Source organism: Bacillus pumilus, from assembly GCF_900186955.1.
GTDB classification, from domain to species: domain Bacteria; phylum Bacillota; class Bacilli; order Bacillales; family Bacillaceae; genus Bacillus; species Bacillus pumilus.
On record NZ_LT906438.1, the window covers coordinates 3,013,186 to 3,035,792 of the forward strand.

Sequence of the window (22,607 nt, forward strand, 5' to 3'; positions counted from 1 at the left end):
TAACCAATATTAAAAACAGGTTGACAAATAACCTTCATCCCCTTAATCTATTTGTACAGATAAGACAGGGGGAAACATCATGCAACAGAAAACAAGAACCGCTGATTTTGTGCTAGTCGGAATGTTTGCTGCACTCATGGCGATTGGAGCCAATATCACATCCATTGTGCCGTTTTTACAAGTCGGCGGAATTCCACTTACGATGCAGCCATTTTTTTGTGTACTTGCTGGTCTTTTGCTCGGCAGACGGCTTGGTGCTTTAGCGATGATTGTATATGCCTTGGTCGGAATTGCTGGCGCACCTGTATTCGCACAGTTTTCAGCAGGCTTTGGGGTGATTTTAGGCAAAAGCGGTGGTTTTGTCTTATCGTATATTCCTGCTGCCTGGCTAGCTGGATTCATTTTAGAAAAAAGAAAAAATCCTGGATTTGGCCGCTTTTTACTTGCAGCTATTGCAGGTACGACCGTCATGTATGTGATCGGAACGACTTATACGTACCTCGCATTAAATGTGTGGCTGAATGCCCCGATTTCTTATCAAACCACGTGGTTCTTTATGATCTGGTTTATGGTGAAAGATTACGCATTGACGATATTACTTGCGATGCTGGCACCTAAAATTTATCGCTCTGTTTCAAAAGCCACGTCCTTTCGAAAACAACAAGCCGCATCATAAGTGCAGACATCATCTACAAGTTGAACATAGAGAAAAGAGCCTATCTTCATTTAGGCTCTTTTTTCATCATTTATTCAGCGTATTGGTCGATGATTCCTTCTAGCATCCCTTCAAGCACTTCTACATCTTCAAGATCTGATGGACTGAAGCGGTAGCGCACAAGCTGTTCTCCATCATGATACATCTCCTCAAGCCACCCTCTGAGTCCTCTTGCTCTGCGGTCGACTTCGAAAACAATGTCTAATCCACCTTCATCTATCAAAAAAATTAGCTCTAATTCATCAAGCATATAACGATAGTCATCTGATGTCGGAATAAACTCAAATTCTTGAACAAATGGAAGACGACGCTGGAAGTAAGGTGCTTGTTCACAGTCTGCTTCGTTCAAGTGGAAGCCAAGATTTCTAGTGGCTTCTAGCACATTTTTCACCCAAGGATGTGCTTCAACGAAAATGCGATCATAGTCCGATTTATCAATTCCGCCTTGGATATCAAGGTCCGTCTCTACGGCAATTTCTACTTTTCCGATCGTCATCGGGGTATCAATAGGAAGAATAAATGAGAACGGAAATTCATGCTTTTCGCCAGGCTGGATGGTAAAAGAATCCGTCACCCGTAAAGTATAGATGTTCGCATATTTTCTACGCTCTTCATCATCTTTCACAATCACATACTGTGTTTCAATCTTGACATTGATATAGCGGATGTCCTGAGAGATTTTCCCGCCTTTTGCATGGACAGTTCCCCTTACCTCTTGTCCAGGATAATAAGTGTTTTTCTCCAAAATGGTATCTACCTTTGCCGCACCAATCCCTGCACTTGCCGCTAGCTTTTTAAAAAATGACATCTCTCATCTTCCCCTTTTCGTTTTTATCAGCATATATACGTAAGATAGAGGAAGAAAGATTCATTTAATTCATACTTTAGTCCTAATTATTTTTTCGCTTGTGAACAACAAAAAAGCTTATAGAAAAAACATCATCGTTTTCTCTACAAGCTTTTCATCTTACAGGATAATCGCTGCAAGCCAGCCGAATAGAACAAGCGGGATATTATAATAGATAAAAGTCGGGACACATGTACCCCAAATGTGGTGATGCTGTCCATCCATGTTCAATCCAGATGTCGGTCCAAGCGTACTGTCACTTGCAGGTGAACCTGCATCACCAACAGCCGCAGCTGAACCAATAATGGCAATGGTCGCCATTGGACTAAATCCAAGGTGTAAACAAAGTGGAACAAAGATGGTCGTAATAATTGGAATCGTGGCAAATGATGATCCGATCCCCATTGTCACAAGCAGACCCACAAGCAGCATTAAAATGGCCGCGAGACTTTGGCTGTTGCCGATAAATTGTGAAGATGCTTTAACAAGCGTTTCAATGTCTCCTGTTTTGGTTAAAACGTTGGCAAATCCAGCCGCAACAAGCATGACAAAACCGATAAATGCCATCATGTTCATTCCTGATGTAATCAGTTGATCTGCTTCATCACGTTTCATCATTCCGGTCACAAACAAGACAAGCAGTCCTGCAAGTGCACCGAAGATCATCCCTTCCACGCCAAGGCTTTGAGACAGATAGAGCTGGACAATCAATGACACGAGAATGGCAAGACCGGCAAAGAATAGACTTTTTGTCGTATAGGCTGATTTCTCTACATCTGTAATATCGCGATCCTCATATACTTTTGGCTTACGATACATGAATAGAGAGACGATCAATCCTAGTACCATCCCACCAACAGGGATCAGCATGGCATATGGAATATCTGCTAAATTCACAGCTAGACCTGCATCCTTCATATTGTCACGGAGCATTCCGTGGAAAATCTGTCCAAAACCGACTGGAAGTAAAATATATGGTGCAGTGAGTCCGAAGGTCATGACACACGCTAGCAGTCTACGGTCAATTTGAAGCTCGTTAAACACTTTTAATAATGGCGGAATTAAGACCGGAATAAAGGCAATGTGAACAGGAACGACGTTTTGTGAAAAACAAGATACGATCAAAATCACAAGAATGATCAGTACTTTTGATAATGTTTTTCTTCTTGAGTCGCCTTCTTTTCCTAAAAGCTTCACTGCTCCTTCAACCATGGCATCTGGAAGACCCGTTTTTGTCAGCGCCGCAGCAAATGCCCCTAAAAGCGCATAACTAATCGCCACTGTCGCATTTCCTCCGAGCCCGTCAGTAAAGGCTTCCACTGTTCCTCCCAGGCCTAATCCACCTGCAAGTCCGCCAGCTAAAGCACCGAGTGCCAGCGCAATCACGACATTGACCCGCAGCAAGCTTAATATCAACATTAAAACAACCGCTAAAACAACTGCATTCATGGTGAAACCCCCGAAATCCTTTAGTTTACTAATGTAGTAGATAATTAAAGTACCAACGTATGTTACCATAGAAAAAATACTACGTCAAATGGCGTTTGACCTACATAAAAAAGGCCCTGCCATTTGGCAGAGCCTCATCCTTTATTTCTTTCCTTCAAATCGTTCCACAAATGTGGCCAATGACCGTACCATCACACCTGTCGCCCCTGTTGGCCCAAAGCATGAAGGCTTTTCTGTTGTGGCTGTTCCTGCAATATCCAAGTGAACCCAAGGCGTATCCTCAGCAAATTCACCGATGAAAGCTCCTGCCATGATCGCATGTCCATCACGTCCTGGTGAGTTATTGAGATCTGCCATTTTGCTGTTTCGTACGCGCTTTTTATCTTTTTCAGTGATTGGCAGCTGCCAAATCATTTCACCGCATTCTTCTGATGCCTCTTTAAACTGGGCATACAGTTCATCGTTATTTGTCATGACGCCTGTTGTCTCATTTCCAAGTGCCACAATGACTCCGCCTGTTAATGTCGCCACGTCTACAAGAACAGAGGCACCGTGCTGCTTCGCATATGTCACCCCATCTGCTAAAACAAGACGGCCTTCTGCATCCGTATTCAGCACTTCGATTGTTTTACCGCTAAGCGACACAATGACGTCATCCGGCTTCATAGCGTCAGCCGAGATCATATTGTCTGTCGAGGCAATGACAGCAATGACATTTTGTTCTGGGCGCAGTTCACCGATGATTTCCATAGCACCTAAAACAGAGGCTGAGCCGCCCATATCCGTTTTCATCCCAACCATACTGGCTCTTGGCTTTAACGAATAGCCACCAGTATCATATGTGATGCCTTTACCGACAAGCCCAATCACGTCCGTCCATTCTTCCTTGCCTTGATATTTCAGAACGATGAGCTTTGGTGGTTCTGTTGAGCCTCTATTGACAGCTAGAATCCCGCCCATCCCGAGCTCTTCCATTTGTTCTTTATCTAAAATTTCAATCTCAAATTCGTATTTATACGCAAGCTCTGCCGCGTACGAAGCCAGATCAGAGGATGTGAGCATGTTCGGCGGCATATTCACAAGGGTACGAGCCGAATTGACGGACTGTCCGTAGACCTCGCCCACTTTCAGACTTGCCTGAATTTCAGTCGTATCATGATCCGTCATTGCATAAACAAATTCGATGAAGCGATCCGGCTCATTTGTTTTATGTTTAAAATCTTGTAATTCATATGTAGCTAAAAGGCAGCTTTCAGAAAGGGCATGGGCTGCATCTTGGGCAGGCAGATCCTTTCCAATAAACGTGTCCAGAAAGACCGAAACCGCTTGCTTTTTATCTTGATGAAGCTTTTTAAATAAATGGGCAAATCCTTCTTTTGCCTCTTCAAACGTGTAATCTGATTCCTTCCCAAGCCCGACAAAATAAATGCGTTTGATGCCTGTTTCAGGGGATGGGAAAAACTTCGAAAGCTGATTTCGTTTAGATGAAATATCGCCTTCTTTTAATAATTCAGTGATTCGTCCTTCAAGTAATTCATCCATTTCCTTTGCTTTTCCTGATAATTGGCTCTTTTGAAAAAGTCCGATCGCCAGTGTATCTTTATGTTGCCATTCATTTGTCGAGAAAAACATATTTATCACACGCTCCTTCAATGAACTCCATTTTTCACATTGGAACTTCTATTATATCAAAATTTGCGGGTCTATACGATCATTGCCAGTCTGTCTTTACTTGATGAACATTTATATTTTCACACGCGGAAGGGCATCATGAAAAAGCGATGAAAACTTGTACAGCCCGTCCGCGTCTCCTCGTTCCACATCTACTTTCTTTAATGTTATAATTGAACATGGACTTGGCAGCATTTGAATCTGCTATCATTTTTTCATCATACTAGGGTACACAGTCCACCATTTTGCACGATATTTTTTCTTACAGAGAGGATGTTTCTTGTTCATGAGCGTACTGACGAATTTTCCGCTGCTTGCCAGCCTTGCAGCCATCTTTTTTGCTCAATTTGTAAAAGTACCGATTCAATTTATCATTTCTAGACGACTAGATTGGTCGCTCATTACAAGCACAGGCGGAATGCCAAGTTCACACTCCGCAGCCGTAACAGCACTCTCAACAGCAGTGGCTTTAGAGCACGGGCTAAATACATCAATCTTTGCGATTTCCGCCATCTTTGCGATTATTACCATGTTTGATGCGACAGGTGTGCGCAGACAGGCAGGAGAACAGGCAACTGTACTGAACAAGCTGGTAACAGATTTTAACCGATTTGTTTCTGAAGCAAAGAATTTCCCGAGTGCGGAAGAAAAAGAAAAGCAAAAGAAATTGAAAGAGCTTCTTGGTCATAAGCCGATTGAAGTCTTCTTTGGCGGCTTAACAGGGATCTTGCTGACACTTATCTTAGATTATTACTTCATGTAGAAGCGAAAAAAGCTTTGGACCTAAAACTTGTCCAAAGCTTTTTTATTCTTTATTGGCTTGAAACTGCTGACGGAATACTTGCATTGATTTTGCTTCATTAAGCTGGTTTAAGTCTTTTTCCGTTAACGTTCCTTCGCCCTTTTTAATGATATACACATCGAGCACTTTTTTACCCCATTCTCTATACACATCATCTACGGTTTCATAGTATAAATCAAGCTTATGACCTTTAATGGCTTTTCCCGTATCTGCGACCACTCCGTAGCCATAGTTTGGGATAAAGAGTACCGTTCCAATCGGAAAGACTGATGGGTCCGCAGCCACAGTTGAATATAAATCACGTTTCACTTTGACGCCTGAATATGTAATGCCATATGCATGGTGTTCCTTCGTTTTACCTGTTGATTCCACACCTGCTGTATAGCCTGTGGCGACAACCTTTTGCTTCGGGTAATCGTTCCAATTGAACGCTTCTTCGAGAGAAATAGCCCGCAAGTCATCACTTTTGAGTGCCATCGTTTCTCTTTTTTGCTGTTGGAAAAAAGAAGATACTTGCTTGCCAGGATCAGTCTCTTTCACCCAGGCAGCTACATCACTTGGTTCAACTCCAGATATGCCCGTAAAGCTTGTCAAAAGAGCAAGCATAAAAAGGGCTGTCATGAACAATCGTTTCATCCATGTTTTCATCTTTATTTGTCACTCCTCTACCCATCTATTTGTTTCCAAACAAAATGGAAACTATGCAAAGGAGAAACAAAAAAACCCACTTGCCTATCTACAAGTGAGTTAAAACATTTGATACCCTCTTTTTCGAAGTGCATTAATGACAAAACCTGATGCAATTGCACCAATCAGACCGCTTAACAAAATAATGATATCAGCCGCTGCTAAAGAGACAATGCGGTCCCCTATTCCTGAAAAAGCGATGCCCGGTTCTCTGACATAAGCAATCATCTTTTGATTGTTGATAATGAAAAGGCATACAATTGGATATAAAATAGCCATAATCCATGACATTCTCAGCAGCATATTGAGCAAAAAGCCAATGCCGAAGAATAACACGAAAAATAAAATAACGGAAATAATAACGACTGGTAAACTGATCACTTCATCTCCACCCCCAAATATCCCATCATTAGTTTAACTTGGAAATAGAGATGAAGTCAATCAATGGAAAAAGCAGATGGATTAAAGCTTCTTTCCTGTCCCTTTACATTCCTCACATGTTTCAGATCCGCCGAGCAATAGCTGAAAATATCCTTTCCCCGAACAATATTGACAGGTGGACTTCTTTTCTTTTGTATGTGCATTCATATTGCTCACTCCCTTAATCTAAATTTTCTGATAATTTATCATACCATACTTTACTGCCGATAACCAAGTAAGAAAATATGTCAAAAAAAACGTGTATCACGAGGATACACGTTTTTGTCTATATCGGTTTAGAAGAACTTGAATTTTCCTTTTTTCAGAACAAGTCCTGGTCCGCCAACCATGAATAAAGAGCGGTTGTCGATGATTTTCTTCATTGCTGAAGCTTTTGTTCCTTGAAGTTTTTTACCAAACGCAACACCTACAGCGTCGTGTTCACCAAGTGAAGCAACTGTTCCTTTGATGTCTGGCTTAAAGCTTTCAAGAGAACCACCTTTCACTAGTGCTGCAAGGTTTTTCGCTACTGTTTCACCTTGCTGCATAGCGATTTGTGCAGTTGGTGGGTATGGACGGTTGATTTCTTCATTGATGATCAATGAACAGTCACCGATGATGAATACATCATCATTTTCTGGTACACGAAGATCTGGAGATACTTTTACGCGTCCGCGCATGTTTTCAAATCCAGCTTCTTCAACGATTGGGTTACCGCGTACACCAGCAGCCCAAACAACAGTTTCAGCTTTGATTTCTTCAGTATCATCGTCTTTTCCAACAATGATGCCTTCTGGCGTACATTCTTTGATCGCTGTACCAATTTTGAACTCAACGCCTTTACCTTGAAGGTAGTTCATTGCATAGTCGATCAATGCAGGATCGAATCCTGGAAGAGCTGTTGGTGCAGCTTCTACACAGATGATGCGCACATCTTTTTGATCAATATCATACTCTTTGCAAAGCTCAGGCACACGGTTTCCAAGCTCACCAAGGAACTCAATACCTGTAAAGCCCGCACCGCCGACAACGATTGTCAAGCGCTCTGGACGTTTTTCAGCTTCCGTATTATACGTCGCAAATTGAAGCTCAATATGCTCACGAAGCTGACGAGCAGAGTTGATGTTAGAGATTGAGAATGCGTATTCTTTCAGTCCTGCAATACCAAATGTTTCAGGAACAGCACCAAGCGCAACAACAAGGTAGTCGTAAGAAAGTTCGCCATCTGATGTCACGACTTTCTTCTCTTCCTTATTAATGCTTTCAACTGTTGCTTGTACAAAGTTGACACGGGAACTGTTAATCACATCTTTGATTTGATAACGACAGCGGTCATGATGAAGTGTACCTGCACTTGCTTCATGTAACCATGTTGTTTCGTAATGATAATTATGCTTGTTCACAAGAGTAATGTCCGCATCATTTGTGCCAAGCTGTTTTGTTAATCTTGTTACAGTCATTAATCCGCCATAACCTGCACCTAATACAACGATTTTCGGTTTATTCACTGGAATCACATCCACCTTTTTTAAATTTGCTGTAAAACGGATAAAGAATTACATATCGTTATTCTCAACCGCTTTGCGGCATTTTATGAAATTTAAACAAAAAAATAAGTATGTGAAAATCTGAACTTTCACCTACATAAAACGAAAGCATTTGACCGTATCCGACAAAAATTCATAAAAAATTAATATTTAGTTCCCTTAACAATAATAGCGAGTTCTGATCCAATTTTCAAGGCTTTAAACTGAAAATCCTTATGATAAACGGTCTTTCTCACTTTTTCCTCTTTTTCAAAGCTTCGGCATCAAAAAACGACAAGTTTTTCAAAACAAGTCAAACGACGATGTGTGGTATGATATGATATAGTGATAACAATTTTCATTTGGGAGGATTAAAGGAATGCAAGAAGATTCTAAGGTATATGACATTACCGTTATCGGGGGCGGCCCAGTAGGATTGTTTACTGCGTTTTACGGTGGCATGAGACAGGCAAGTGTGAAAATCATTGAAAGCCTTCCTCAGCTCGGCGGTCAATTATCCGCTCTTTACCCTGAAAAATACATTTATGATGTGGCTGGTTTTCCAAAAATCCGCGCACAAGAATTAATTGATAACTTAAAGGAACAAATGGATAAATTTGATCAAACCATTTGCTTAGAGCAAGCAGTTGAAACAGTTGAAAAACAGGCAGATGGTATCTTTAAACTTGTGACAAATCAAGAGGTTCATTATTCTAAAACGATCATCATCACAGCTGGTAACGGTGCATTCCAACCGAGAAAGCTTGAACTAGATGCAGCAGAATCATTTGAAGGAAGCAACCTGCATTACTTCATTAATGATTTGAATCAATTTGCTGGCAGACGTGTCGCTGTTCTTGGCGGCGGAGACTCTGCGGTGGACTGGGCACTGATGCTTGAACCTATCGCAAAAGAGGTTTCCATTATTCACCGCCGCGATAAATTCCGTGCGCATGAGCACAGTGTAGAAAACCTGCACAATTCGAAAGTCAATGTCGTGACGCCATTTGTTCCAACCGAGCTCATTGGTGAAGACCGCATTGAACAGATTGTGCTAGAAGAAGTCAAAGGCGACAAAAAACAAGTGCTTGATGTGGACGACGTGATCGTCAACTTCGGTTTTGTTTCCTCTCTTGGGCCAATTAAGCAATGGGGTCTTGAAATCGAAAAGAACTCGATCGTCGTGAAATCCACAATGGAAACAAACATTGAAGGCTTCTATGCGGCAGGAGACATTTGTACGTATGAAGGAAAAGTCAAATTGATTGCCAGCGGATTTGGTGAAGCACCAACGGCTGTCAACAATGCGAAAGCCTACATGGACCCGAAAGCCCGTGTACAGCCTCTTCATTCCACAAGCTTATTTGAAAACAAATAAGCGAAATCAAAAAAAGGAGTTCCCACTCGCGGAACTCCTTTTTCGTTTATTTAAAAACCCCAATATAGGCATTTGCCATTCCAAGTACCATTGCAGCAAGCAGCACCACAACAATCCCTGCCACAACCAAAATCACCCGATCCTTCACACGTTCCTTTTTCGGAAGCGGCTTCTCAATCCCGCAAGATGGACACCTTTTGGAACGATAAGGAATCAGTTCATGACAGTTCCTGCAATTGATTTGTTCACTCAAACCTCAGCAACCTCTTTTCTCACTACAGTTTATGTTTGGTTTTCATGATACTCTTTTCGGGTGGAAATAGCCAGTTGTGAGAGCAAGCTGTAACAAAATTGAGCGATTTATAAATTGTTGAAGAGAGAATGAAGGTTTTATCTGATCAACCGATATAGGAAAAGAAGAAGATCATAATGAAGGATAGGTGGAAAAATGTTAAAGCGTTTCATGATCAGTTTGATCTTGTTACTGATGATTGGTGGCTCAGTTGAGCTGTTTGCAAAAGACTATAACAAACATTATGCGCAGTTCGCAGCAGGACTGAATATTGATGTTGATCAGCTAGAACCTTTTTTAAAGCGTGTGTCCACTTCCATTTTAGATTCTGGTTTGAGTGATCAAGAAATCAAACAGATACTCTCTAAAGTCCAAAAAATGAATAAAAACAATGAAACGAAAAAAGTGGGTACTTTTGAAGTAATGTATCATGAAAAACCAGCAAATATTAAAATTGTGATTGAAGTCCATGTGGAAGATGGCAATAAAGAAGTGGTGATCTATATGTTTAGCACCCAAGAGCTGGTGGATGTCTTGGATAAAGAGCTGTTGAAAATAGAAGAAGCAATATGAGAAAGAGATACTGGATGAGTGTCTCTTTCTCATATTGCTTCTCCACCTTTAACATCACATGCTGTTCCACTTAGTCATTTCCAATCATGTCATTATTTTAATAGGCTTAGATTAAGTGAAATCCCCAAAATTAATCAGGTTATTTTAATAACAAATTTTCCATTCATCAATCCTTTTTCTATTGACCCTCACGTAACGTCATATTTTATAGTGATATCAAGAGAGGTGAATTGAAATGAAAGTAAAAGAAGTAGCTGAATTGTTTGGTATTAGTATTCGGACACTTCATCATTACGATCAGATTGGCTTATTGATTCCGAAAGAAGTCACAGATAATCGTTATCGACTCTATTCAGAAGAAAACCTTGAAACATTACAGCAGATATTATTTTTCAGAGAACTTGGATTTCCATTGAAGGAAATAAAAAAGATGATGCATAATCCTTCATTTGAGAAGAAAGAAGCATTTATTTTACAAAGAAAAATGTTAATAGAGAAACGAGATAAATTTGATAAAATGATCGAAAATATTGATAAGACGCTACAGCATTTGATGGGAGAATCTCTCTACACCCATAAAGAAAGGTTCGAGAATATGAATATGAAATTTAGTCAATATGGAGAAGAAGCTCGTCACCGTTGGGGAAATGAAACTGTTGATCAAGTCAGCTCAAAACTAAATCATTTGTCTAAAGATGAACAAATTGAATTATCTGATAGCTGGGATAGCATATTTAATAAACTAGCCTCTCTTCGCAATCATTCCCTTAAATCCAAAGAGGTGCAAATCGTAATCAAACAATGGTACGACTTTTTAAACGAAAACTTTAGTTATTACTCTCTTGATGCTTTTTACGGTTTAGGCCAACTCTATATTCAAGATGAACGTTTCACAAAGAATATAGATCAATATGGTGAGGGCTTGGCATCATTTATGAGCGAAGCGATGAAAGTCTTTACTACTCTTCATAAAAGAGGGAACAGCTATGAAAATTATGATTGAGAATACAATCGATCAATACGAAAAATTATTCTCAACGAAACACAATAAAGAACGTTTTTTCCAACACACCATGATGAAACCTTTTGAAAAGATGTGGAATATGATTAACGTTCCGCTAAAAGCTAAACAGCAAAATGGATATGATGTAATAATGGCAACCAAGATGCTTGGCTATCTTGATGTAACAGATACACAAACTGGACAACAGGCATTGAAGAGACTACGAGAAATTCAGGCTCTTCAAACAGCAGATATCACCTTAAACCATTGTATGAATTTCATAGAAAAGCACAACCTTCAAATAAATGCTGATGAGTTGAGATTTGGTCTATATATAGCTGATCCGAAAAAGCTTGAACTGCAAAAAGGATATTGTGGCTTTGGGGGAATTCCTGGATTTATTCAAGTATCACTATATCCAAATTCATATAATATCCCTAGAATTCCTGCTCTCATTGCACATGAATTCCATCATAATATCCGTTTTTCACATTTTGAATGGGATTACGGAAACGTCACGGTTGGAGATTATTTAATTATAGAGGGTTTAGCTGAATCATTTGTAAAAGAGCTTTATGGTGAACATGTGTTAGGACCTTGGGTCACTTCTTTTGATAAAGAGGAATTAGACTATTCAAAAGAAGTGATAAAAGAGGCTTTACATACAAAAGGGTTTGCTGAGGTCAGCAGTTATATGTTTGGTGATATCATTGCAAAAGAACAAGGCTTTCAGCCTGTCGGATTATCACCCTTTGCAGGCTATGCAGTAGGCTATCAAGCTGTACAATCTTTTATGAGAAAAAATAATATAGGAATAGAAGAAGCCACCTTACTTGGTACAGATGAAATATTAAGAAATTGCGAACTTTTTTATACTTAAATACCATACAAAAAAAAGACGGTGCTGAGTGATTTAAGTTATCTCCCCTTTTCACATCTTTAATACAATACAAAAAAACCTCCTCGAATCATAACCAATTTGAGGAGGTTTTAAATATTCAATATGGATTTACAAAATTAATTGTTACTAACCTTAACACTCTTCCGGCGTACCGGTATTCTTCGCTGTTCTAAAAGAAGAGCCGCATCCGCATGATGCGATGGCGTTCGGATTATCAATAGTGAAACCGCCGCCCATTAGTGATTGTTTGAAATCAATGATAGTGCCGTTCATGATATCAAGGCTTTCGGAGTCGACAAGGACCTGGATGCCTTGCTGTTCGAACTGCGTGTCTTTCTCTGAAACTTCATGGTCAAAGCCCATTCCGTATGAAAGACCGCTACAGCCGCCGCCTTTTACGCCAACTCGTAGGAACGCATTTTCTTCTTCATGTTCTTTCATCATATCTTTAATCTGCAGTGCAGCAGCTTCTGTAATGGTTACTGGTGTACTCATGATCATCCCTCCTTTTGACTGGATGTTTCTTTTCAATTATAAACGTGATGGTGCCTTTTCTCAAATAAATGGTTTACAGATAAAATGTGCCGTCACAAATCGTTTCAGCAGGTCCTGTCATGAGCACATGCTCATTGTCTTTCCAGCGAATGATGAGATCTCCGCCTGCTAAGTGAACCGTCATGTCGGTTTCTTTTTTCGCCTGTCCATTCACAATCGTGGATACGGCCGCCGCACAAGCTCCCGTTCCGCAGGCTTGAGTAATGCCAGACCCTCTTTCCCACACGCGAAAATGCAGTTCTGTTTCACTGACCACTTCTACAAATTCTACATTGACGCCTTCTGGGAACATGTCATGTTTTTCGATGATTGGCCCAATTGTATCAAGCGGAGCTTTTTCAATGTCCTCTAAATAAAAAACGATGTGCGGGTTTCCCATTGAAACAGCCGTTCCATTTAAGGTTGTCGTGCCAAAATCAAGTGTTTCATTAATCGTTGTGCTTGCTGGTTCACCAAGCATCGGCATCGCTTCTTTTTCAAAACGAGGTTTTCCCATATCAACTGTCACTAAATGTACGTGACCATCCTGCACATGAACGGTCGCTTCAACGAGTCCTGACAATGTTTCAATCTGAAACGTTGTGTCTGTTACGATTTGATGCTCATACACATATTTTGCGACGCAGCGCAGACCGTTGCCGCAGTTTTTCCCCTCTGATCCATCATTATTGAAAATGCGCATTTTCACAGGTGCAATATCTGATGGACAAATGAGGATCATACCATCTGAACCGATTCCTGTATAAACAGAAGACACACGGATTGCTATCTCTGATAGCTGCTCTTCTGGAAGCTGTTCCTTCATCTGATTGACGTAAATATAATTATTTCCTAGTCCGTGCATTTTCGTGAATTGAAATGATGTCATGAGCGTCCTCCAAAAATGTTGTTTCTTTATAGTATAAAAGGAGTCGATTCAGGAGACAATCTTATCATCCCCCGTTTTTCATACATAAAAGCTCTTTGCTGCCATGGCAAGGGGCTTTTATTATGCATATGCCTCATTTTCTCTCGTGTGATGCTTCATTTCGAAGATATTTTATTAGCATAACATATTGAATGCGCTTTCTATTCATTATCCTTAAAAATGGAAACTGAAAGTATGAAAAAAATGCACCTCATGACCCATGTGGTGCATTTAAAACATCTCATTTTCCTCTATAAAAGCATAAATACGCTCAACTAGCTGCTCTGCATTTTCTCCGGAAACAAATTCTCCATTCACGAGTGCAAATGGGGAGTCCATACATTTGCCGCAGTAGCTTAAACAGCCGTATTCCATAACGTCTAGGTTTGGGTCTTTATCAAGCTTCTCTTTTGCTTCTTGAGACCCTTGTGCAAGATTACTTACACAAAATTCGATCAGTGGGAACACTTTGCTTCACCTCACATTGCTTTACCATCCTACCGAAATTCCTTCTATTAGTCAAAACATGAGCTTCACCTGTATCGTTACGCCTATTCCTCGTAAAATGTTTTACTATTTAGGACTAACTAATGAATATGTAGGTTATTTTGAAACAATTATTGTGGTTTCACAGTAAATTCGATATAATTTTATTTGGTATTTTAACTTAAAGTTTTTTAGTATAAGTGTTTTTCAATGTCTACGGGGAAAAGGAGAATCGTCATGAAAAATTTAGTCTTGATCGGCGGAGGTTACGGGAATATGCGGGTTCTCCACCGCTTATTGCCAAATCAATTACCTGATGATGTTACTATCACATTAATTGATCGAAATCCTTACCACTGTTTAAAAACAGAATATTATGCACTCGCTGCTGGAACGATCTCTGATCATCACATTCGAGTATCTTTTCCAGAGCATCCGAAGCTGGATATTCAATATGGGGAAGTAGAAAAAATTGATATTGAAAACAAACAGATCTTATTCAGCGACCGTGAACCCATTCCTTATGACGACACGGTGATTGGACTCGGCTGTGAGGACAAGTATCATAATGTCCCTGGTGCGAAAGAACATACATACAGCATTCAAACCATTGATCAGTCAAGACATACGTATAACAAATTAAACAATTTGGGTGCAGGTGCAACGGTTGGTATCGTCGGTGCTGGACTTAGCGGGGTAGAGCTAGCCAGTGAATTAAGAGAAAGCCGTGCTGATTTAAACATTATTCTTTTTGACCGCGGAGAGCTGATTCTATCAAGCTTCCCAAAAAGATTAAGTTTATATGTGCAAAAGTGGTTTGAAGAAAATGACGTAAAGATCATTAACTGTGCCAATATTACAAAGGTTGAAGAAGGTGTTGTTTACAACCATGATGACGCCATTGAAGCAGAGGTCATCGTATGGACAGCAGGCATTCAGCCAAGCAAAGTGGTACGGGAGATGGATGTTGAAAAAGACGCACAAGGCCGCGTCGTATTAACACCTCATCACAATCTCCCTGGAAATGAGCACGTCTATGTCGTGGGTGATTGCGCAAGTCTTCCGCATGCCCCAAGTGCACAGCTTGCCGAGGCGCAGGCAGAACAAATTGTCCAATCTCTGCAAAAACGCTGGAAAAACGAGCCGCTTCCTGAGGCTTATCCTCAGTTTAAGCTAAAAGGTGTCTTAGGCTCTTTAGGGAAAAAAGCCGGCTTTGGCTTAGTAGCAGATCGTCCACTTATTGGCCGTGTACCAAGACTTCTAAAATCCGGACTCCTTTGGATGTATAAGCATCACAATGGCTAACATCATGTGAATTTTATCTCAAAGCTCCTTCTCGTCGAGGGAGCTTTTTTCTATGAAACGGCATGTGCCGATGAACGGGTCCATTTGATCGGAGCAAGGGCAAGGATGCAGTCTTTACGAAACGTTCTCATCGTCTTTTTTGATAAACAATACGCTTGGATGAGCTGGTCTGTTTGACGGTGGACAATGATTTTACGCTTCGTGCACTCTCCGTTTTTCTTCATATAAATCATCTCAATTGGTATTTGCTGTTGAAGAGATTGTTTCAGTAAATAATTCATGATGCTCACGCTCCTTTCATTTCATTATAATCGAACAAACGTTCTTTTTCAACCCGAAAAGGAACGTTTGTTCTATTTGTTTTCTCAAAAAAAGAACAGTTTATTCACTGCTCTCCGTGTAACCGTATTTCTCCATTTCTTGATAAATGTCTTTTAATTTTGGATTGCCCTCTCCGACAATTTGATCCTCCACTAAGACAAGCGGATAAAAGAATTCATCATCAAGAATTCGTTCAGACAATTCCTTTTGGTGTTCGTTTTCTGGTGGGTGCTCAATATCAATATATGTGATGCGAAACGGCTGATTTGGATATTTTCGTTTTAACGCTGCATCTAACCACTCAAATGTGTCTTTTGATGAAGGTAGATTCACGCAGCTAGCGCAAAGTACATCTCTTCCATATACATAAAGATCGACAGTTTGATTCATTTGACAAGCCCCCTATTCTTTCTTTATTTTAGCTGAATTTTCTGTATGAAAAAAGTCAAAATCACTTTTTGTTTCAAGATGAGATTGTGCTATAATGAGAAGGAAACTTTGAAACCAATCAATAGATTTTTATCGTCCAGATGAATATAATGGTGATATGTTGTGAAAGGAGCGATTGTATCTAATGACTGAAGTCGAAATGAAAGACCAAGTACAGGAAGTACTAGACAAACTTCGTCCATTTCTATTACGTGATGGTGGAGACTGTGAGCTTGTAGACATTGAAGATGGCATTGTCAAATTGCGTCTTCTTGGTGCATGCGGCAGCTGCCCAAGTTCAACCATTACATTGAAAGCCGGTATTGAGCGCGCATTATTAGAAGAAGTGCCTGGCGTTGTAGAAGTTGAACAGGTTTTCTAATTCATATATGACATGAAAACGACCCGAATTTGGGTCGTTTTTTTCAGTATTAGCCTTTTTCAGCGTGATATGAAAACCCTTGAATTCTAGGAAGGACGAGTACTGGCGCGGAGCGAATTGATATTCGTGAGCACCAGCACGCAGGACTGACACGGAATGCGAGGGTTTGTCATCACGCTGAAACGACCCGATTTGGGTCGTTTTTTTATTATTAGCTTAGCTTCTCTCTAAACCAACCCTTTATAAAGGTCAGTCTTTGAATACGCTGCCCCGGATGGCCACTTCTGGATAAATCATGAGATGCTTTCGGGAATTTGACGAGCCTTGTGTCTTTCCCAAGCTCCTTCAGTGCTACAAAAAGCTGTTCTGCTTGATCGACTGGGCAGCGATAGTCTTCGTCGCTGTGTAGGATGAGAAGCGGCGTATTTACCTGCTTCACATACTTTAGCGGCGAACGATCCCATAGCTTATCGGCTGAATCATAAATATCCCCATCCATCTGCCACCTTGTGAAATAATAACCGATATCACTGATGCCATAAAAGCTAATCCAGTTTGAAATGGACCGCTGTGTGACGGCTGCGCGAAAACGGTCGGTCTGTCCGACAATCCAGTTGGTCATAAAACCGCCATAGCTGCCGCCTGTCACTCCAAGTCTTGTTTCATCAAGGAAATCATAGGCTTTCAGCACATGATCAACAGCCTGCATGACATCCTCATAATCAACGTCACCATAACTCCCTCTCACACGGTCGGTAAACATTTGTCCGTATCCATGACTGCCATGAGGATTGATATATACGATGGCATAGCCTTCCGCGGCGAGCATTTGAAATTCATGAAAATACGTATAACCATACATGGCATGCGGTCCGCCATGAATTTCTAAAATAAGCGGATAAGTCTTCCCCTCTTCCAATTGGGATGGCTTCATAAACCAGCCATGCACCTCGTCGCCTTCTTTTGACTGAAACGAAAATGGCTCTGGTACCGATAGGACATGCTCCTTGAGGAATTCATCATGCTCGAACGTGATTCGCTTTAGATCCGCCTCCCCTAATGTCAGCTCATACAGCTCACTTGGAGAAACGGGTGACAGCCGGCTCAGCAGCATTTTGGATTCATTCGGATGAAGGCTGAAGTTTGTGATATGCTCTGCCTCTAATCGAACAGGATAGGCTAAGCCTTCAACAGAGAAATAATAAATCCCTGTACTGCCTTGATCAGAAACAAGCGCATAAAACCCTTGGCTATCCTTTGTCCACTGCGGAAGCTGATTGGCTTCGCCCATAACACTATCCCCTGCCATACAGTTGCCCACATACATATCGAGCATTTCTGACAGCTGAACGACGTTTCCCTCCTTCAGATCATACAGCCATAATGCTGGGAAAGTAGCATTTTTAAATTCTCGCTCATGTCCGATATACACGAGGCTTTCTCCATTAGGAGCAAAAGACACGGTGGAATAAGCGCCTGATGATTGTGTGATTTTCTTTGTCGTACCTTCCTCTAATGATCGGAGGCACACGTCACTTATGTAAGGTTTCTGAGGATTTGATTGAATATAGGCAAGCCATTTCCCGCACGGAGAGAGCGTGTGATTCACATGATGATGCTGCCCGCTTGTGACAGCCTCTACCTCTTCTGAGTGAGTATCCACTTGAATGATCTGCGTAAAACGCCCATCTAAAAAACCTCTGCCATCTGCTTTATAGGTCAAATCATCATATACCGCAGGAGCGAACTCATCTCGCTCTTCCTTCTTTTCATCATGAACAGATTCTGATGGTTTCAATGACACAGCCGCATAAATGAAAGCTCCATCTAGTGAAAAGACAGGATGAGATACCCCGTAAGGAACCGCCGTTAAAGTGCGCACACCGCCTCCCTCGCTCTGAATCAGTGCAAGCTGGGGAGCTTCCTTTGGCTTTTGCAAAATAAACGCAAGCTGCCTGCTGTCTTTTGACCACACTGGCTGATGATGCTTTCCATCCTCAAATGTCCATTGTGACAGCTCCTCTGTCTCTTCATCTCGAACCCATAAATGGATGTTGTAATCGTCCTTTTTGTCATTCACCGTGACCTTTGTAAAAACCGCCTTTTTTCCATCTGGTGAATAAACCGGATGAGAAACAGAAACAATCTTCGTTAAATCTTCTGCTGTCATCAATTTCTTCATGAATGTATCTCCTCCTTTTATGCATAAAAAATAGTTCGATCCTCTAAATAATAATCCCTGCTTCATTTTATAAAAACAAGAATAAAAAAAGAACGTACATTTTTACAGCACGTTCTCGGGTTATTGAAAAAGGGCTAAAATGATCTTTATTTTAGCTCTTTTTCTTCTTTTCAGCGTGATAGAAAACCTTTGCAGTCTAGGAAGGACGAGTACTGGAGCGGAGCGAATTAATATTCGTGAGCACCAGCACGCAGGACTGACACCGAATGCGAGGGTTTGCCTACACGCTGGAACGTGCATTTTTACAGCACGTTCTTTACTTGATTGACTGGATCATGCTCCACGACAACACCTTCTACTGGTACTGTCAGCAAATCTACTTCGCAATGCGGGAAGTTTTGGGCAAGCTGCTTTTTCAGCGCTTCTCCCTTCCCTTTTTCAACTAAGGTTAAGATTGTCGGACCAGCACCGCTTAATGCCGTTCCATATGCTCCTTTTAGCGAAGCGACATGCTCTACCTTCGACAGCTCTGGGACGAGCATTGTGCGGTAAGGCTGATGAAATAAATCCTTATTCATCATTTCTCCAACAAGCGGCCAGTTTTGCGTCATTAAGGCGGCAACAAGCACGTTGCTCACAGCACTCGCACTGACAGCATGTTTATAGGAAAAATCCTCTGGCAGGACATCACGGGCATCCTTTGTCAGTACTTCATAAAAAGGAATCACGACAACAACATCTATATCCACATGCTTCACTTTGACAGCATGTGTCTTGTCTTCTTCATGAAGACCAATCAGTAAACCTCCGAATAAAGAAGCACCCGCATTATCTGGATGACCTTCTACCTCACTTGCAAAAAAGAGCTTTTGATCATCCGGCATATTTAATTCGAGAAGCTGATTGGCTAGCTCAATGGCTGCCACAATTGCAGCAGCACTGCTGCCCAGCCCCCGTGCCAATGGAATATCACTCCACACTTTGACATAAACAGGCGGGAGTGTTTTTCCAAAGTGATCTGCGACCTTTTTGGCTGTTTGATAAATGAGGTTGTCGGTGCCTGATGGAATTCCAGACACGACATCTGATTCTGCTTCAAACAGCCAGCTATCATGGTCATAGACCGATAGCTTTAAATAGCGGCTGAGCGCCATTCCAACTGAATCAAAGCCTGGTCCTAAATTGGCAGTGCTTCCCGGTACTGTGATTGAAAAAAGCATGGAGGCTTTACTCATACGCGCGCGGCCTTTTCTAAGTGTTCAAGAATTTGATCTTCATCTGCATCAAGTGTGACCGGCTTAATTTGTGAAATATCAATGGCCGTATTCGGATCTTTCAATCCGTTGCCTGTTAATACCGCAACAACTTTACTGCCTGGCTTGATTTCTCCGGATTTCACCTGCTTTAGCACACCTGCGATAGACGCACATGAGCCTGGCTCTGCAAACACACCTTCTTCACGAGCAATCAATTGATATGCATGGAGAATTTCTTCGTCTGTCACTTCATCAATCTTTCCGTTTGATTCATCTGCCGCTGCCACAGCTTGTTTCCAGCTTGCAGGATTTCCGATACGGATGGCAGTTGCCACTGTTTCTGGCTGTTCAATCACTTCATTTCGCACGATCGCTGCTGCGCCTTCTGCTTCAAAGCCGCGCATAACAGGCAGTCCAGTTCCTTTTTTCTCATGGTATTCCTTGAAGCCTTTCCAGTAGGCGGTAATATTCCCCGCATTTCCAACAGGAATCGCCAGTACGTCCGGGGCCGAGCCTAGCTGCTCACAGATTTCAAATGCCGCCGTTTTTTGTCCTTCAATTCGGTACGGATTGACAGAGTTAACAAGGGCAATCGGCGATTTTTCACAGATGCTGCGGACGATTTTCAGTGCATCATCAAAGTTACCGTCAATTGCAATGATCTCTGCTCCGTACATCACAGCCTGTGCAAGCTTGCCAAAGGCAATTTTTCCGTCTGGAATGATGACGATACATTTCATATCAGCACGAGCAGCATAAGCCGCTGCCGCTGCAGAAGTATTCCCTGTCGAAGCACACATGACCGTATCATTGCCTTCTTCTTTTGCCTTTGCAACAGCCATGACCATCCCGCGGTCCTTGAAAGAGCCTGTTGGATTGACGCCTTCTGTTTTCACATGAAGCTCAATCCCTAGCTTTTCCGAAAGCTTGGCAAGGTGGATCAGCGGTGTATTCCCTTCATTTAATGTTAGTTTTGGTGTTGATTCGTTTACTGGTAAGAATTCTTGGAATTCTTCAATAAGTCCATTCCACTTCATCAGCTTAAACCGTTCCCTTCTACTCGGTACGTGCTCTTCACTTGAACCACCACGTCGAGATCGTTTAATTTTTGCAGGATATTTGAGAAATCTTCTTCTGAGGTCCGGTGTGTAATAATCACAATTTCAGCCAGCTCATCATGCCCTTTCACAGGAAGCTGAAGGATCTTTTCAAAGCTGATGCCTCTTTCAGAAAAAATAGATGTAATGCGGGAAAATGCCCCGACTTGATCTCTAACATGAATTCTTAAAAATTGCTGAGCAAATACTTCCGACGGTGATTTGATCTTTTTCTCAAACTCCGGTGCGATAAATCCGCTTCCGTTCACGCCAAGGCGCATGTTTTTCATGACTGCGACTAAGTCTGATACCACAGCGGTTGCCGTTGGCAGACTTCCAGCTCCAGGTCCGTAAAACATCGTTTCCCCTACAGCACTCCCATAGACATACACCGCATTGAATTCATTGTTGACTGATGATAACGGATGGTGATCAGGGAGTAAGGTTGGCTGGACACTGACTTCCACTTTCTCTCCGTCCCGCTGGGCTATTCCGATCAGCTTCATTGTGTAGCCAAATCGTTTACTGAAATTAATGTCTTCATCAGAAACGTCAGAGATGCCTCTCACCTTCACATCGTCTAATTCCACATTCATGGAAAAACCGAGTCTTGCAAGAATCGCCATTTTCCTTGCTGCATCCAGTCCTTCTACATCAGCTGTTGGGTCTGCTTCTGCAAAGCCAAGATCCTGCGCTTCTTTTAAGACATCCTCATATGCGCTTTTATCGACGTTCATTTTCGTTAATATAAAATTGGTTGTGCCGTTCACAATTCCCATCATTTTCGTAATTCGGTCAGAGGCCAATCCTTCCTCCAGCGTACGCAGGATCGGAATTCCTCCGGCGACACTTGCTTCATAATAAAGATCACAGCCATTTTCTTTCGCCACATGTAAAAGTTCTGTTCCGTAAAGTGCCATTAAATCTTTATTGGCGGTAATGACATGCTTCTTTTCATTTAACGCATCTATTAAATATTGTTTTGTCTCTTCAATGCCGCCCATCACTTCAATAATGACGTCGACCTCTGGATCTCTAATCACATCGTATACTTCAGTTGTGAAGACTTCTCTTGCCACATCCACATCTCTCTTTTTATCGGGATTGCTCACAAGCACTTTTTGTATTAATACCGGACAGCCGATCTGGTGCATTAATTTATCCTGATGATCTTGGATAATCTTGACGACACCGCTTCCCACTGTTCCTAATCCTAATAGTCCAACTCGAATTGCCTTCACCTGAAATTCCACCTTTCTCCGTCAATGTCCTCTCTAAAAAGACATTTGTTAACCTAACACAGACATTCAATGTACACACATTATAAAGGGGTATCCTCATTTTGACAAGGTAATAAAATATGAGATTGTTAGAATGAAACCGCTTAACAGCTATTTATATCAAGATTCTATATTTTCAAAAT

General features: G+C 41.5%; 24 protein-coding genes and 1 pseudogene. 8 read left to right on the plus strand and 17 right to left on the minus strand.

The annotated features are described in order from the left end of the window. Window positions 1-79: 79 nt before the first annotated feature. The gene (locus CKW02_RS15860; protein WP_003212636.1) at window positions 80-676 is read left to right on the plus strand and encodes a biotin transporter BioY; all 597 of its coding nucleotides are present in this window, start codon (window positions 80-82) and stop codon (window positions 674-676) included. 70 nt (window positions 677-746) lie between these two features. Here CKW02_RS15860 and CKW02_RS15865 read toward each other — a convergent pair whose 3' ends face one another. The 3 genes from CKW02_RS15865 to CKW02_RS15875 all read right to left on the minus strand — a co-directional run bounded on the left by CKW02_RS15865 (window position 747) and on the right by CKW02_RS15875 (window position 4,643). Continuing rightward, window positions 747-1,523 carry a sporulation protein gene (locus CKW02_RS15865; protein WP_003212856.1) on the minus strand — a complete coding sequence of 259 codons (777 nt, stop codon included), beginning with the start codon at window positions 1,521-1,523 and terminating at the stop codon, window positions 747-749. Window positions 1,524-1,682: 159 nt separating this feature from the next. Beyond that, complete coding sequence (locus tag CKW02_RS15870; protein ID WP_003212911.1) at window positions 1,683-3,011, minus strand: Na+/H+ antiporter family protein; 1,329 nt, start codon at window positions 3,009-3,011, stop codon at window positions 1,683-1,685. 141 nt (window positions 3,012-3,152) lie between these two features. Continuing rightward, entirely contained in the window at window positions 3,153-4,643 is a 1,491-nt protein-coding gene (locus CKW02_RS15875) for a leucyl aminopeptidase (RefSeq protein WP_003213038.1), read from the minus strand. 325 nt (window positions 4,644-4,968) lie between these two features. On the opposite strand from CKW02_RS15875, the gene CKW02_RS15880 reads away from it, so the two are divergent. Next, window positions 4,969-5,445 (plus strand): divergent PAP2 family protein, encoded by a 477-nt coding sequence (locus CKW02_RS15880; protein WP_003212726.1) that lies wholly within the window; start codon window positions 4,969-4,971, stop codon window positions 5,443-5,445. A gap of 42 nt (window positions 5,446-5,487) precedes the next feature. Here CKW02_RS15880 and CKW02_RS15885 read toward each other — a convergent pair whose 3' ends face one another. The 4 genes from CKW02_RS15885 to CKW02_RS15895 all read right to left on the minus strand — a co-directional run bounded on the left by CKW02_RS15885 (window position 5,488) and on the right by CKW02_RS15895 (window position 8,105). Further along, on the minus strand, window positions 5,488-6,132 hold the full coding sequence (locus tag CKW02_RS15885; protein WP_003212854.1) for a 3D domain-containing protein: 645 nt from the start codon (window positions 6,130-6,132) through the stop codon (window positions 5,488-5,490). 99 nt (window positions 6,133-6,231) lie between these two features. Continuing rightward, window positions 6,232-6,552, minus strand: a complete 321-nt coding sequence (locus CKW02_RS15890) for a YuiB family protein (protein WP_003212933.1) — start codon at window positions 6,550-6,552, stop codon at window positions 6,232-6,234. 81 nt (window positions 6,553-6,633) lie between these two features. Continuing rightward, the gene (locus CKW02_RS20345; RefSeq protein ID WP_157957789.1) at window positions 6,634-6,759 is read right to left on the minus strand and encodes a YuiA family protein; all 126 of its coding nucleotides are present in this window, start codon (window positions 6,757-6,759) and stop codon (window positions 6,634-6,636) included. 128 nt (window positions 6,760-6,887) lie between these two features. Continuing rightward, on the minus strand, window positions 6,888-8,105 hold the full coding sequence (locus tag CKW02_RS15895) for an NAD(P)/FAD-dependent oxidoreductase (RefSeq protein ID WP_161792789.1): 1,218 nt from the start codon (window positions 8,103-8,105) through the stop codon (window positions 6,888-6,890). A gap of 391 nt (window positions 8,106-8,496) precedes the next feature. On the opposite strand from CKW02_RS15895, the gene yumC reads away from it, so the two are divergent. Continuing rightward, complete coding sequence (gene yumC, locus CKW02_RS15900; protein ID WP_003212844.1) at window positions 8,497-9,495, plus strand: ferredoxin--NADP reductase 2; 999 nt, start codon at window positions 8,497-8,499, stop codon at window positions 9,493-9,495. Between the two features lie 46 nt (window positions 9,496-9,541). On the opposite strand, the gene CKW02_RS15905 is transcribed toward yumC, so the two are convergent. Then, window positions 9,542-9,748, minus strand: a complete 207-nt coding sequence (locus CKW02_RS15905; RefSeq protein WP_003212737.1) for a paraquat-inducible protein A — start codon at window positions 9,746-9,748, stop codon at window positions 9,542-9,544. Window positions 9,749-9,943: 195 nt separating this feature from the next. On the opposite strand from CKW02_RS15905, the gene CKW02_RS15910 reads away from it, so the two are divergent. The 3 genes from CKW02_RS15910 to CKW02_RS15920 all read left to right on the plus strand — a co-directional run bounded on the left by CKW02_RS15910 (window position 9,944) and on the right by CKW02_RS15920 (window position 12,243). Next, a complete protein-coding gene (locus tag CKW02_RS15910; RefSeq protein WP_003212807.1) occupies window positions 9,944-10,360 on the plus strand; it encodes a hypothetical protein in 417 nt (138 codons plus the stop codon). 235 nt (window positions 10,361-10,595) lie between these two features. Continuing rightward, window positions 10,596-11,363 carry a MerR family transcriptional regulator gene (locus CKW02_RS15915; protein WP_003212704.1) on the plus strand — a complete coding sequence of 256 codons (768 nt, stop codon included), beginning with the start codon at window positions 10,596-10,598 and terminating at the stop codon, window positions 11,361-11,363. Next, window positions 11,347-12,243, plus strand: a complete 897-nt coding sequence (locus CKW02_RS15920; RefSeq protein WP_003213071.1) for a DUF2268 domain-containing putative Zn-dependent protease — start codon at window positions 11,347-11,349, stop codon at window positions 12,241-12,243. Before CKW02_RS15915 ends, CKW02_RS15920 begins: the two co-directional genes overlap by 17 nt. Window positions 12,244-12,396: 153 nt before the next feature. On the opposite strand, the gene erpA is transcribed toward CKW02_RS15920, so the two are convergent. From erpA to CKW02_RS15935, 3 genes are all read right to left on the minus strand, one after another. Then, complete coding sequence (gene erpA / locus CKW02_RS15925; protein ID WP_003212931.1) at window positions 12,397-12,759, minus strand: iron-sulfur cluster insertion protein ErpA; 363 nt, start codon at window positions 12,757-12,759, stop codon at window positions 12,397-12,399. A gap of 73 nt (window positions 12,760-12,832) precedes the next feature. Beyond that, window positions 12,833-13,687, minus strand: a complete 855-nt coding sequence (dapF, locus tag CKW02_RS15930) for a diaminopimelate epimerase (RefSeq protein WP_003213441.1) — start codon at window positions 13,685-13,687, stop codon at window positions 12,833-12,835. 270 nt (window positions 13,688-13,957) lie between these two features. Continuing rightward, window positions 13,958-14,194, minus strand: coding sequence for a YuzB family protein (locus CKW02_RS15935; RefSeq protein WP_003213414.1), 237 nt, complete (start codon window positions 14,192-14,194; stop codon window positions 13,958-13,960). A gap of 255 nt (window positions 14,195-14,449) precedes the next feature. On the opposite strand from CKW02_RS15935, the gene CKW02_RS15940 reads away from it, so the two are divergent. After that, complete coding sequence (locus CKW02_RS15940; RefSeq protein ID WP_003213534.1) at window positions 14,450-15,517, plus strand: NAD(P)/FAD-dependent oxidoreductase; 1,068 nt, start codon at window positions 14,450-14,452, stop codon at window positions 15,515-15,517. 50 nt (window positions 15,518-15,567) lie between these two features. Here the strand turns inward: CKW02_RS15940 and CKW02_RS15945 are convergent, their stop codons facing one another. Further along, a complete protein-coding gene (locus CKW02_RS15945; RefSeq protein WP_003213664.1) occupies window positions 15,568-15,798 on the minus strand; it encodes a hypothetical protein in 231 nt (76 codons plus the stop codon). Window positions 15,799-15,898: 100 nt separating this feature from the next. Continuing rightward, the gene (locus CKW02_RS15950; protein ID WP_003212989.1) at window positions 15,899-16,228 is read right to left on the minus strand and encodes a YuzD family protein; all 330 of its coding nucleotides are present in this window, start codon (window positions 16,226-16,228) and stop codon (window positions 15,899-15,901) included. A gap of 121 nt (window positions 16,229-16,349) precedes the next feature. On the opposite strand from CKW02_RS15950, the pseudogene CKW02_RS15955 reads away from it, so the two are divergent. Next, a pseudogene (locus tag CKW02_RS15955) lies at window positions 16,350-16,649 on the plus strand (NifU family protein). 211 nt (window positions 16,650-16,860) lie between these two features. On the opposite strand, the gene CKW02_RS15960 reads toward CKW02_RS15955, so the two are convergent. The 4 genes from CKW02_RS15960 to CKW02_RS15975 all read right to left on the minus strand — a co-directional run bounded on the left by CKW02_RS15960 (window position 16,861) and on the right by CKW02_RS15975 (window position 22,425). After that, entirely contained in the window at window positions 16,861-18,831 is a 1,971-nt protein-coding gene (locus tag CKW02_RS15960) for a S9 family peptidase (RefSeq protein ID WP_003212838.1), read from the minus strand. Between the two features lie 302 nt (window positions 18,832-19,133). Beyond that, a complete protein-coding gene (gene thrB, locus CKW02_RS15965; RefSeq protein WP_034620114.1) occupies window positions 19,134-20,066 on the minus strand; it encodes a homoserine kinase in 933 nt (310 codons plus the stop codon). Beyond that, window positions 20,063-21,124 (minus strand): threonine synthase, encoded by a 1,062-nt coding sequence (thrC, locus tag CKW02_RS15970; RefSeq protein WP_044140848.1) that lies wholly within the window; start codon window positions 21,122-21,124, stop codon window positions 20,063-20,065. Before thrC ends, thrB begins: the two co-directional genes overlap by 4 nt. Continuing rightward, a complete protein-coding gene (locus CKW02_RS15975) occupies window positions 21,124-22,425 on the minus strand; it encodes a homoserine dehydrogenase (protein WP_003213524.1) in 1,302 nt (433 codons plus the stop codon). Before CKW02_RS15975 ends, thrC begins: the two co-directional genes overlap by 1 nt. Window positions 22,426-22,607: the final 182 nt, after the last annotated feature.